Genomic DNA, 12,212 nt, shown 5'->3' on the forward strand with positions numbered 1-12,212 from the left:
GGAGGCGGTTTTTTCACAACCCGAGCGACCTCAGCCGATCCGGTAGTTCGGGCTTTCGCGGGTGATCTGCACGTCGTGCACATGGCTTTCGCTCAGGCCCGCGCCGGTGATCTTGACGAAACTGCAGTTGCTGTTCATCTCGGTCACGGTGGCGCAGCCGGTATAGCCCATGGCCGCCCGCAGACCGCCGACCAGCTGGTGCAACACCGCGCCCGCCGATCCCTTGTAGGGCACCTGCCCCTCGATGCCTTCCGGCACCAGCTTGTCGCTGGCGGCATCCTTCTGGAAATACCGATCGGCCGAGCCGCGTGCCATGGCGCCAAGGCTGCCCATGCCACGATAGCTCTTGTAGGTGCGGCCCTGGTACAGGATCACCTCGCCCGGGCTCTCGTCCGTGCCGGCGATCATGCTGCCCACCATGGCCACACTCGCGCCCGCCGCAATCGCCTTGGCGAAGTCGCCCGAGAACTTGATGCCGCCGTCGGCAATCACCGGCACATCGCCCGCCGCCCCGGCGCAATCCATGATCGCGGTCAGCTGTGGCACGCCAACACCGGCCACCATCCGCGTCGTGCAGATCGAGCCCGGGCCGATCCCGACCTTCACGGCATCCGCCCCCGCATCGATCAGCGCCCGCGTGGCCGAGGCTGTCGCCACATTGCCCGCCATCACCTGCACATGGTTCGACAGGGCCTTGATCCGCTCGACGGCAATCGCCACGCCTTCGGAGTGACCATGCGCCGTATCGATCACGATCAGATCACAGCCCGCATCGATCAGCGCCTGAGACCGCTCGAAACCGGCATCGCCCACCGTCGTCGCCGCAGCGACCCGCAAACGGCCCAGCTCGTCCTTGCAGGCAGTCGGGTTCAGAACAGCCTGCTCGGTGTCCTTCAGCGTCAGCAAGCCGGTCAGCTTGCCCAATGCATCCGTCACCAGCAACTTCTCGATCCGGCGTTCCTTCATCATGCCGATGGCACGATCGCGGTCCGCAGGCTCATGCAGGATCGCCAGATCTGCGCCTGTCATCATCGCCGACACCGGCGTGCGCGCATCCTGCGCAAAGCGCATGTCGCGGTTGGTCACGATCCCCAGCACCCGGCCATTTTCGTCAACGACGGGGAAGCCTGAGATCTTGTACTGCTCGCGCAGCGCATTGGCATCCGCCAGCGTCTGATCGGGGCGCAGCGTGATCGGGTTGTAGACGATCCCGCTCTCGAAGCGTTTGACGCGGCGCACTTCTGCGGCCTGTTCGTCAATGCTCAGATTGCGGTGGATCACGCCCATGCCGCCGGCCTGCGCCATGCAGATCGCCATGCGGCTCTCGGTCACGGTGTCCATGGCCGAACTCAGCAGCGGAATGTTCAGGGAAATGCTCTTCGTGACCCGCGTCCGCGTATCCGCCGTCGACGGCAATACCGAAGACGCGGCAGGAACAAGCAGTACATCATCGAAGGTCAAAGCCTCGCGAATCTCCATCGGGTCTCTCCATGGGTCAGTTCACTTGGCGCTTCCCTATTACATGGAAGCCGCCCGGGCGAAAGGTCAAAAGCGGTGTCACATAAACCTGTGAACACCCCGCGTCGCCAGCCCCGCCGACGCCCCACAACCGGCCCCTGAAAAGCCGATCTCTCGCGCACCCGGCTCTCTCATCTTGCCCAAATACTTAACCCGACGCCTCGAGTTTCGCACCGTTCGGATACCGTTCAGATACCGACGCCATACCGACATCGCATTTCCCCGGTTTCAAAGGCCTGTGAGCGACCCAGAGACAGACCGACAGACACACCGGCAGACACATCCGCACCCCCCTTTAGCTTCCCTGCCATTTTGCCTAGAGTGCCCTCTGAACCCGAGATTGAGGACAGCATGAGCGAACAGGACCCCCTGGTGATCTTCACCCCATCCGGCAAACGTGGCCGCTTCCCGGCCGGGACGCCCGTTCTTCAGGCCGCCCGCGCCCTCGGGGTCGACCTCGACTCGGTCTGCGGTGGCCGTGGCATCTGCTCGAAGTGTCAGATTACCCCCAGTTTCGGCGATTTTTCCAAGTACGGCGTGACAGTGCACGAGGACGCCCTGTCCGAATGGAACTCTGTCGAGCAGCGCTATGACGACAAGCGCGGCTTGAAACCGGGCCGCCGCCTCGGCTGTCAGGCGCAGGTGCTGCGCGATGTCATCATCGACGTCCCCGCCGAAAGCCAGGTCCACAAGCAGGTGATCCGCAAACGCGCCGACACCCGCGCCATCGTTATGGATCCCGCCACCCGGCTGTACTTTGTCGAGGTGCTGGAACCCGACATGCACGAACCCTCCGGCGACTTTGAACGCGTCGCGAGCGCACTCGAAGAACAGTGGGAAATCAAGGGCTTGACAGCCGATCTTAGTCTGATGGCGAAACTTCAGCCGGTGCTGCGCAAGGGCAAATGGCAGGTCACACTTGCCGTGCACCACGACCACACCGGTGCCGCGCCGCGTCTGCTTGAGGTCTGGCCCGGCCTGCATGAATCCGGCCTCTACGGCCTCGCCATCGACCTCGGCTCGACCACCATCGCCGCTCACCTGACTGACCTTGAGACGGGCGAGGTCAAGGCCGCCTCGGGTCTGATGAACCCGCAGATCCGCTTCGGCGAAGACCTGATGAGCCGCGTCTCCTACGTCATGATGAACCCCGGCGGCGACAAGGAGATGACCCGCGCCGTGCGGGAGGCATTGTCGCAACTCGCCAAGGAACTGGCCGCTGAGGCAGACATCTCCCCCGACCTCATCGTCGAGGCGGTCGTGGTCTGTAACCCCGTGATGCACCACCTGTTTCTCGGCATCGATCCGGTCGAGCTGGGCCAGGCGCCCTTTGCCCTCGCGACCTCCTCGTCGATGTCGCTGGCCATGGCCGAGCTCGACATCACCTCGATCAACCCCCGCGCCCGCTGCTATATCCTGCCCTGCATCGCTGGCCACGTCGGCGCGGATGCAGCCGCCGTTGCCCTCTCGGAAGCCCCTGAAAAGTCAGAAGATCTCGTCCTGATCATCGACGTTGGCACCAACGCGGAAATCCTGCTGGGCAACACCAAACGCGTCCTCGCCTGCTCTTCGCCCACCGGCCCCGCCTTTGAGGGTGCGCAGATCTCCTCCGGTCAGCGCGCCGCCCCCGGCGCGATCGAGCGGGTCGAGATCAACCCCGAAACGAAAGAGCCGCGCTTCCGCGTCATCGGCTCCGAGATCTGGTCCGACGATCCGGCTTTCGCCCAGGCCATCGGCACCTCCGGCATCACCGGCATCTGCGGCTCCGGCATCATCGAGGCCGTGGCAGAGATGCGCATGGCAGGCCTGCTCGACCCCTCAGGCCTGATCGGTTCCGCCGCCCAGACCGGCACCGCCCGCAGCGTGCCCGAGGGGCGCACCCACTCTTACGTCCTACACGACGGCACGTCTGAGAACGGCCCGCTGATCAGCGTCACCCAAGGCGACATCCGCGCCATTCAGCTCGCCAAATCAGCGCTTTATGCGGGCGCACGCCTGCTGATGGACGAGATGGGCGTCGATCATGTCGACCGCATCGTGCTTGCCGGTGCGTTCGGTGCGCATATCTCCTCCAAGCACGCCATGGTGCTCGGCATGATCCCGGACGCACCGCTCGACAAAGTGTCCTCGGCTGGCAACGCCGCTGGCACCGGGGCACGGATCGCCCTGTGCAATATCGCCGCCCGCAAGGCGATTGAGGCGAACGTCAGCAAGATCACCAAGGTCGAGACCGCCATCGCCCCCGCGTTTCAGGAGCACTTCGTTTCGGCCAACGCGATCCCCCACGCCACCGATCCCTTCCCGGAGCTGGCCAAGGTTGTCACGCTGCCCCATGTCAGCTTCAACGCCAGTACCGAGGATGGCGGCGGGCGCACCCGGCGTGGACGGCGTCGCAGCTAGATCGACGAAGATCGCGCGCCTTGAGAAGGTTTTTTAATACCTTACCTGCGCAGTATCGCTGAATTCAGGCGCGCGATCTGCTGTTTCACCTTGACGGGCCACGGGCCTTGAATTAGCTCGGTCCCCGAGACGCGGGTGTAGCTCAATGGTAGAGCTTTTGCTTCCCAAGCAAGTGACGAGGGTTCGATTCCCTTCACCCGCTCCAATCCTTCTCCGCCCGGATCGCTGAGGCCCGTTCAATGCCATGGCGTGCTCCGCGCCAAGACCGGCACCGAATGACTTGAACGCGTTTCTGAAATCCCTGCCCCTCGCCCTTGCACTGTGTCTTCTTGGGTTGATTGGCGGGATCGTTGCACATTACGCGCATTTCCCTCTGCCCTACATGCTCGGCTCTCTGTTCTGCGTCGCTCTGGTGACTGGGCTGATGCCGCGTGCGCTGCCGCAGAACTACCGCTTTCCAGAACATTTCCGCTCGATCTTCATCGGTATGATCGGCGCGACCATCGGCGCCAAAATCACCTGGGATGTCCTCGGCCAGCTGCCTCAGGTCTCACTGTCGATGGCGGCGCTGACGCTGTTCGTGCCGCTGACGCAGTGGCTCAACTTCCTGATCTTCCACAAGATCGGCGGCTATGACCGACCTACGGCCTTCTTCTCCGGCTCCCCCGGTGGTCTGATCGAGGCGATTGTTTCGGGCGAGGCGGCGGGCGCGGATGTGCGCGTGCTGGCGGTTCAGCAGTTCCTGCGCATCATCATGGTGGTGACATGCCTGCCGATTGGCCTGTCGCTCTACTATGGCCATCCCGTCGGCTCTGCTGCGGGGATCTCGCTGAACCGCACAGCTGTTGGGGTTGAGCATGTCCCCGCCGTGATCGCCATCGCCGTCGTCGGGCTGCTGATCTTTCGCCGCCTGCATATTCCCGCCTCGCAACTGATCGGCCCGTTGATATGTGCGGCCATCGTTACCCTGTCGGGGCTGAGCGTGATCCAGGCGCCGTCCTGGCTGATCAGCGGCTGTCAGGTGGTGATCGGCACCTCGCTCGGCACGCGCTTTGCGGGTATGGACCTCAAGCGTCTGGTCAAGGCCACCGGCCTCAGCATCCTCTCGGTCGGCACGATGGTCGCCGTAGGCTTGGCCATGGCGCTCAGCATCGCGCCGATCACCGGCCAGCATATGGATGTCTTGTTGATTTCGTTCTCGCCCGGCGGCGTGACAGAGATGGCGCTGATCGCCCTCAGTCTGAATGCCAATCCCGCCGTGGTCACCCTGCACCACCTCTACAGGATCATCCTGACAGTTGTGATGCTGGGGGTCGCGAAACGGCGTCAGTGGTTCCCGAACCCCGCCGATCAGCAGGGTCCGGGCAAGCTTTAGGCTTCGGCTTTTTCTTCGAGCTTCATCCACTCGGACTCGGTCTTGGCAAGCTCCGCCTGACGTTCGTTGAGCGCTTCCGTGCCCTTGGCGAACTTTGCCGGCTCTTTCTGGTAAAGCCCCGGCTGAGCGAGGAATTCCTCCAGCTTGGTGATCTCGGCTTCCAGCTTTTCGATCAGGCCGGGCAGTTCTTCCAGACGGTGGCGCTCGGTAAACGACAGACCGGACTTCTTGCCTTTGCCGCTGTCTTTCGAGGCTTGCGGCGTTGGTTTGGGCGCGACTTTGGCGCGGGCCTCAGCCTCGGCCGTATCGCTCTTGCGCTGTGCCTGATAGTCGGTCCAGCCCCCTGCATAGACAGTGGCCCGGCCATCGCCCTCCATCGCCACGGTGGTCGTCGCGACGCGGTCAAGGAAGTCACGGTCGTGGCTGACCAGCAGCACGGTGCCGTCGTAGTCGTCCAGCAGTTCCTGCAGCAGGTCCAGCGTTTCGACGTCCAGATCGTTGGTCGGTTCGTCCATCACCAGCAGGTTGGATTCCTTGGCCATCAGCTTGGCCAGCAACAGCCGCGCCTTTTCGCCACCCGAGAGTGAGCGGACAGGTGCACGCGCCTGCGCTTCGTCGAACAGGAAGTCCTTGAGGTAGGCGACGACGTGCTTGGGCGTGCCGCGCACCATCACCTGATCGGCCTGCCCCGAGACGCGCATGTCCTTGTCACCGGTCAGGCTTTCCCAGAGCGTCATCTTGGGGTCGAGGGCGGCGCGGCTCTGATCGAAAATCGCCGGCAGCAGATTCGAGCCGAGCTTGACGGTGCCGGAATCCGGCGCCTCTTCGCCCATCAGCATTTTCAGCAGAGTGGTCTTGCCGACGCCGTTCGGGCCCACGAAGGCCACCCGGTCGCCGCGATTGATCTTGATCTCGAAATTGGTGACGATCTGCTTGCCAGCATAGGCTTTTTCCAGACCTTCAGCCTCGATCACCTTGCGGCCGGACTGCTGACCACTGTCGAAGGCCATCGCGGCCGTGCCCTGACGACGGATCTGGCCAGAGCTTTCCGCGCGCAGGTCCTGCAGGGCGCGCACGCGGCCCTGGTTGCGCTTGCGGCGGGCACTGATGCCCTCGACCGCCCATTTTGCCTCGGCCTTGATCTTGCGGTTCAGCTTGTGGCGGGCGACGTCCTCGTCCTCCCAGACCTTGTCACGCCAGAGTTCGAAGTTCTCGAAGCCCTTTTCCTGCCGACGGACCTGGCCGCGATCGATCCAGAGGGTCGCGCGGGTCAGGTTGCGCAGGAAGGCGCGATCGTGTGAGATCAGAACATAGGCCGTGCGGGTCTGGCTGAGTTCAGCCTCGAGCCAAGCGATCGCCTCAATGTCGAGGTGGTTGGTCGGTTCGTCCAGCAGCATGAGTTCGGGCGCTTCGGCCATCAGCTTGGCGAGGGCGGCACGGCGGCGTTCACCGCCAGAGGCGGTCTCGACCGGGCGGGAGGGGTCGAATTTCAGCCCCTCACCTGCGATCTCGACCTTGTATTGCTCGGAGATGTCGAGGCGCGACATGGCGAAATCGCCAAGCGTCGCGAAGCCTGCCATCTCTGGCTCCTGCTCCATGTAGCCGACGGTTGTGCCCGGCGAGATCACGACATCGCCGCGGTCCGCCTCGACATAGCCTGCCATGACTTTCATGAGTGTGGATTTGCCCGAGCCATTGCGTCCGACAAGGGCGACGCGGTCGCCTTGCTGAACGGTCAGGGAAAGGTCATCGAAAACCGGATCGCCACCGAATGTCAGGGAGATGCCGGAGAGTTGGAGAAGGGGTGCCTGTGCCATGGGCGGCAGCTAATCAGGCGGCGGGTCGGCGTCAAGCGGAGCTTTGTGCGGGCAGCTATGCGAATAAGGGGGCGCTGCCCCCGCCTCGCGTGCCGCGCGCCTCCCCCGAAGTATTTCGGGCAAGATGACAGGGGCGCATGTGGCGGCTCGGGGCTTTGGCTCAGGTGGTGGTGGCACGCAGCAGGCGTTTGCGGGCGGCGGGGATGGCCTTGATCTCAAGCCCGGTGAAGACATGCAGGGTGTTCATCTGGGCATCGACGACCGCGTGGTCGGAGACCCATCCACCCATCAACAGGTAGGTGCGCAACAAGGGTGGCATCCCGAGGAGCGCGCGTTTGCGGTCGGGCGCGCGGCGCAGTTTCTGGGCAAAGCGGAAGACGCGTGGGGCCTTGACCCGTGGCAGCCAGCGTTTGGGGGCGAGATGACGCTCCTTGAGCACCGCGAAGGCATCGAGGTAGGCCTCGGCATCGGTGCCTTTGAAGGAGGAGCAGCCGAACAGCATCTCGACCCCGTTTTCATCCACATAGGCGGTCATCGCGCCCCAGGCGACGCGCAGGATATCGGCGTCGTGGTGATCGGGATGGATGCAGAAACGGCCCATTTCAACCATTGGTCCTTCGAAGGATTCGAGGCTGGAGAGTTCGTAATATTGAGCGGAGTAGCTGCGGCTGATTTCCCGACCCGCGCTCAGGGGGAGGATGCGGAAACAGCACACCAGCGTGCCCGTGCGCTGATCCTCGACCAGCACGTGGGTGCAGATCCGGTCGTAGTCGTCGACATCGCGGGGGGCGGAGACCTCTGGCGAAGCGGACGGGCCTTCGGCTGGGCCGAAAAACGCCAGCGAGCGCAGATGCTGGGCGGCCCGCACGTCTGCCGGTGTTTCAGCGAGGCGGGCTGCATAGCGGCCCTTTTTCAGCGTCAGCATAATGGACACTCCGACATGTACCCGAGGCTCAGTACGCCCCGGTTATCATGTCAGATGTGACCTCATCGTGACAAAAGAAAGGTCTGTTGGAAGCGTTTCACGCCAAGGGTAGGCCTGACGTGAGCGGCCATCGGCTAAGCTGAAAGCCGCCGATGGCCGCTTGGGCTCTATTCCGCGCCCAGAACCGAGGCGGCATCGAAGTTGCCGATGTTGCCCATGAGCTGGCGTATGAAGGTCTTGTCGGCCGTCGAAGAATCAGTGACCCGCCGCGTCAGCGGAACGACCTGGCCCTTTTCGAGGCCGAAGGTTTCGATATTTCTGACGGTCCCCGAGGGGTTGAAGCTGACGGCCAGAACCTCACGCGAGACCACAGTGGGGCGTGTGAAGGCATAGTGGCGCACCCGAGAGCGCACATAGTAAAGGCTGCTGTCCTTGAGAACGCCGGCCGTTGTGGGCGGGCCTGCGACCTCTTCCACAGTGGGGCGCGTGTCGACGCCGATAGTGATCTGGGAAAGCTGGTCCGCATCAGGCATATAGCCATGATTACGGAACTGAGCCGAGCAGCCCGAAAGGCCGGCAATGGCGACGAGTGATACCAGCCACCCTGCCCTGATCTTGTTGCGAGCCATTTTCGCCCCTCTTATATTCATCTGCACAGGCTGTTACTTCGCTTACAGAAGGAACGCAGCCTGTTCAAGAAAGGAAGCCATGACCGATCCCACCACCGACGCCCTGCGCGTCTCGACATTGCCCAAAAACGCGGCCACCGCGTTTGAGTTGCGCCCAGACAGCGACACGCTCAGCGCGATTGCCGCACGACTTGACCTGATCGGGCTGAAAAAGCTCAGCTTTCGGGGTGAAGTGCGCGCGGATGGCAAGGAAGACTGGGTGCTGAAAGGTCAGCTTGGCGCGACAGTGGTTCAGCCCTGTTCGGTGACGCTCGACCCCGTGACGACGCGCATTGATCAGGTCGTGCTGCGCCGGTTTACGCCGACCCTGCCCGACGACGTCAGCGATTCTGATGAAGTCGAGATGCCCGAGGACGAGACGCTGGAGAAACTCGGCAGTCATATCGACCCCGCGATCGTGATGGAGGAAGAGCTGGCGCTGTCCCTGCCGCTCTATCCGCGTGCCGAAGGCGTCGCTCCGGTCGAGATCGCCGTGACAGAACCCGGGCGCAAGCCGATGACTGACGAGGATGCAAAGCCGTTTGCGGGACTCGCGGGATTGATGTCGGGGCTTGACGGTTCCGCTGGAAAAGACGACGACGGCAGCAAGACGTAATCAAACCTCGGATACGAGGCAAAGAATCGCTTGCGCCTGTGGGGTTTCGAAGTATTTTCGCGCCTCCATACGAATTTTGGGTTGAATGCAGAGGCCGGGTCCGACTATGAGCCTCGCATCCGACTGAAACCGGGCCGTAGTGCCCCCGAATTACAGATAAGGTTGTGACATGGCTGTCCAACAGAACAAAGTCTCCAAGTCGCGCCGCAACAACCGTCGTGCGCATGACTCTCTCGTGGCTGCAAACCCGAACGAGTGCCCTTCCTGTGGCGAGCTGAAACGCCCGCACCACGTGTGCCCGTCCTGCGGCCACTATGCAGACCGTGAAGTCATCGCGATGGTCGATGAAGTCGATCTGGACGAAGACGCGGCATAAGTCGAATTCGTGAGGGCCGGGCGTCATAAATGACTGCGACGGATACGCCAGTTTCAGCGCTGCAAGCGCCCGGGCCCAAAGGGCGAATCGTACTTTCCATTGACGCCATGGGTGGCGATCGTGGGCCGGCGACGGTTGTCGCCGGCATGGCGCGTTCGGCCCGCAAGAACACCGATATTGAATTCATCCTGCACGGCCCCCGGGCCGAGCTGGAAAAACTTGTTGCCAAGCGCCGTCATCTGACAGACCGGGTCGAGATCCGGGATGCCTCTGATGTCGTCACGATGGACGACAAGCCAAGCCAGGTTGTGCGCCATGGCAAGCAGACCTCCATGTGGTCCGCCTTGGATGCTGTGCGCGCAGGCGATGCCTCTGTCTGCGTGTCCTGTGGCAACACCGGCGCGCTGATGGCGCTGTCCATGATGCGCCTGCGCAAGCTGCCGGGTGTCAATCGCCCTGCTATTGCCGTGCTCTGGCCGTCGCGTAATCCTCAGGGCTTCAACGTCATGCTGGATGTCGGCGCCGATATTCGCGCGGACGAAAATGACCTTCTGCAATACGCTCTCATGGGCTCTTCCTACGCCCGCAACGGCCTGCACCTTGAGCGGCCGCGCGTCGGCCTGCTGAACGTCGGCACCGAAGAGCATAAAGGCCGGAGCGAGCTGAAAGCCGCGCATGAGTTGATCCAGACCGCCTCGGTGGCTGCGAACTTCGAGTTTGTCGGTTTTGTTGAGGGCGGTGACATTCCAGGCAACCGCTGTGATGTGATCGTCACCGATGGCTTTACTGGCAACGTCGCGCTGAAAACCGGCGAAGGCACGGCCAGCCTGATCGGCGATCTGCTGAAAGAAGCCTTTAAATTCTCGCCCTTATCGCGGATTGCGGCGCTTCTTGCCCTCACCTCGATGCGGCGACTGAAAAAGCGGATCGATCCGCGTCGCGTCAATGGCGGGGTCTTTCTTGGCCTCAATGGGCCGGTGGTCAAATCCCATGGCTCGGCCGATGCAACGGGGGTTTCCGCCGCCATCAAACTGGCCTATCAGCTGGCTTTGTCCGGGTTTCAGGACAAAATAGCCGCACGGGTTGCATCTGCCGTTTCGCTGGCACAGGATGCCGCGCAACGGGAGACAGGAACGGAATGACACTTCGCTCAGTTGCAACAGGTGTTGGGCATTATCTGCCCGAACGAGTGGTTCCGAACAGCGAATTCGAGAAGAGCCTGGACACATCGGACGAATGGATTCGCACCCGCTCCGGGATCGAGAGACGCCATTTCGCGGCCGAAGGCGAAACCACGTCTCAGATGGCCACTATCGCCGCGCGCAATGCGCTCGATATGGCAGGCCTCAATCCCGATGATATCGACGCGATCGTGGTGGCAACCTCGACACCCGATCTGACCTTCCCGTCTGTCGCCACCATGGTGCAGAACGGCCTCGGCATGACGCGCGGCTTTGCCTACGATGTGCAGGCCGTCTGCGCCGGTTTCATTTTTGCCCTGGCAAATGCGAACGGTCTGATCCTGTCGGGCCAGGCTGAACGCGTGCTGGTCATCGGCGCAGAAACCTTTTCACGCATCATGGACTGGACCGACCGCTCGACCTGCGTGTTGTTCGGTGATGGTGCGGGGGCCGTCGTGCTGGAAGCACGCACCGGCACAGGATCTTCCGACGATCGCGGGATCCTGTCGAGCGATCTGAACTCTGACGGGCGCTACCGCGAGATGCTCTATGTCGATGGCGGCGTTTCGACCTCCGGCGAGTCCGGCAAGCTGCGGATGCAGGGGAATCCCCTTTTCCGCCAAGCGGTTGGCAAGCTAGCTGATACCGCTGAGGCGGCGCTGAAGAAGGCCGGGCTGACCGGTGACGACGTCGACTGGATCGTGCCGCATCAGGCCAATATCCGCATCATCCAAGGCACCGCCAAACGCATGGGCGTGTCGATGGACAAGGTGATCGTGACCGTTCAGGATCATGGCAACACCTCTGCCGCATCGATTCCCCTCGCGCTGTCCGTGGGCGTGGCTGAGGGCAAGATTCGCAAAGGTCAGTTGCTGGTTGCCGAGGCAATTGGCGGTGGACTGGCCTGGGGATCAGTCGTACTGCGCTGGTAGGGTCGAATACCGGCGTTAGGCGCTTGGTGACAAACCATTGATATTGACTCGGAAAATGCAGCACGCCTATTCTCGCGCAACCAGAGAGGGACGGTAAATGAGTGAAAAAACATTGACGCGCATGGACCTTAGCGAAGCAGTCTTCCGTGAGGTCGGTCTGTCGCGCAACGATTCAGCACAATTGGTCGAGACCGTTCTGGCACATATGTCGGATGCGCTCGTCGCAGGTGAGCAGGTCAAGATTTCGTCCTTCGGCACCTTCTCGGTGCGCGAAAAGGCGGCCCGCATCGGGCGCAACCCCAAGACCGGGGAAGAGGTGCCGATCAATCCGCGCCGCGTTCTGACGTTTCGTCCGTCGCACCTGATGAAAGACCGCGTCGCTGCCGGAAACAAAAGCTAAGGCA

Annotated in this window: 11 protein-coding genes and 1 tRNA gene; 8 read left to right on the plus strand and 4 right to left on the minus strand. The window is 62.5% G+C overall.

All coding sequences use genetic code 11. The annotated features are described in order from the left end of the window. Positions 1 to 30 precede the first annotated feature (30 nt). Positions 31 to 1,479 (minus strand): IMP dehydrogenase, encoded by a 1,449-nt coding sequence (guaB, locus tag F3W81_RS05410; RefSeq protein WP_193082624.1) that lies wholly within the window; start codon positions 1,477 to 1,479, stop codon positions 31 to 33. A gap of 390 nt (positions 1,480 to 1,869) precedes the next feature. On the opposite strand from guaB, the gene F3W81_RS05415 reads away from it, so the two are divergent. The 3 genes from F3W81_RS05415 (at position 1,870) to F3W81_RS05425 (ending at position 5,293) form a co-directional block, all read left to right on the plus strand. Beyond that, positions 1,870 to 3,918 (plus strand): ASKHA domain-containing protein, encoded by a 2,049-nt coding sequence (locus F3W81_RS05415; protein ID WP_193082625.1) that lies wholly within the window; start codon positions 1,870 to 1,872, stop codon positions 3,916 to 3,918. Between the two features lie 131 nt (positions 3,919 to 4,049). Then, positions 4,050 to 4,123 (plus strand) — tRNA-Gly (locus F3W81_RS05420). Between the two features lie 75 nt (positions 4,124 to 4,198). Then, a complete protein-coding gene (locus F3W81_RS05425; RefSeq protein ID WP_226941868.1) occupies positions 4,199 to 5,293 on the plus strand; it encodes an AbrB family transcriptional regulator in 1,095 nt (364 codons plus the stop codon). Here F3W81_RS05425 and F3W81_RS05430 read toward each other — a convergent pair. From F3W81_RS05430 to F3W81_RS05440, 3 genes are all read right to left on the minus strand, one after another. Further along, a complete protein-coding gene (locus F3W81_RS05430; RefSeq protein WP_193082627.1) occupies positions 5,290 to 7,110 on the minus strand; it encodes an ABC-F family ATP-binding cassette domain-containing protein in 1,821 nt (606 codons plus the stop codon). The genes F3W81_RS05425 and F3W81_RS05430 overlap by 4 nt on opposite strands. Positions 7,111 to 7,270: 160 nt before the next feature. Further along, the gene (locus F3W81_RS05435; RefSeq protein WP_193082628.1) at positions 7,271 to 8,035 is read right to left on the minus strand and encodes a GNAT family N-acetyltransferase; all 765 of its coding nucleotides are present in this window, start codon (positions 8,033 to 8,035) and stop codon (positions 7,271 to 7,273) included. 167 nt (positions 8,036 to 8,202) lie between these two features. Next, positions 8,203 to 8,664, minus strand: a complete 462-nt coding sequence (locus F3W81_RS05440) for an outer membrane protein assembly factor BamE (protein WP_193082629.1) — start codon at positions 8,662 to 8,664, stop codon at positions 8,203 to 8,205. 79 nt (positions 8,665 to 8,743) lie between these two features. On the opposite strand from F3W81_RS05440, the gene F3W81_RS05445 reads away from it, so the two are divergent. From F3W81_RS05445 to ihfA, 5 genes are all read left to right on the plus strand, one after another. Then, positions 8,744 to 9,319 (plus strand): YceD family protein, encoded by a 576-nt coding sequence (locus F3W81_RS05445; RefSeq protein WP_193082630.1) that lies wholly within the window; start codon positions 8,744 to 8,746, stop codon positions 9,317 to 9,319. 169 nt (positions 9,320 to 9,488) lie between these two features. Continuing rightward, complete coding sequence (gene rpmF / locus F3W81_RS05450; RefSeq protein ID WP_193082631.1) at positions 9,489 to 9,695, plus strand: 50S ribosomal protein L32; 207 nt, start codon at positions 9,489 to 9,491, stop codon at positions 9,693 to 9,695. Between the two features lie 29 nt (positions 9,696 to 9,724). Next, the gene (gene plsX, locus F3W81_RS05455) at positions 9,725 to 10,837 is read left to right on the plus strand and encodes a phosphate acyltransferase PlsX (protein ID WP_193082632.1); all 1,113 of its coding nucleotides are present in this window, start codon (positions 9,725 to 9,727) and stop codon (positions 10,835 to 10,837) included. Continuing rightward, positions 10,834 to 11,808: a beta-ketoacyl-ACP synthase III gene (locus F3W81_RS05460; RefSeq protein WP_193082633.1), complete on the plus strand. Its 975-nt coding sequence runs from the start codon at positions 10,834 to 10,836 to the stop codon at positions 11,806 to 11,808. Before plsX ends, F3W81_RS05460 begins: the two co-directional genes overlap by 4 nt. Before the next feature lie 97 nt (positions 11,809 to 11,905). Then, positions 11,906 to 12,208 carry an integration host factor subunit alpha gene (gene ihfA / locus F3W81_RS05465; protein ID WP_193082634.1) on the plus strand — a complete coding sequence of 101 codons (303 nt, stop codon included), beginning with the start codon at positions 11,906 to 11,908 and terminating at the stop codon, positions 12,206 to 12,208. The last annotated feature ends 4 nt before the right edge of the window (positions 12,209 to 12,212 follow it).

This window comes from Pseudooceanicola spongiae, assembly GCF_014899185.1.
Classification (GTDB): domain Bacteria; phylum Pseudomonadota; class Alphaproteobacteria; order Rhodobacterales; family Rhodobacteraceae; genus Pseudooceanicola; species Pseudooceanicola spongiae.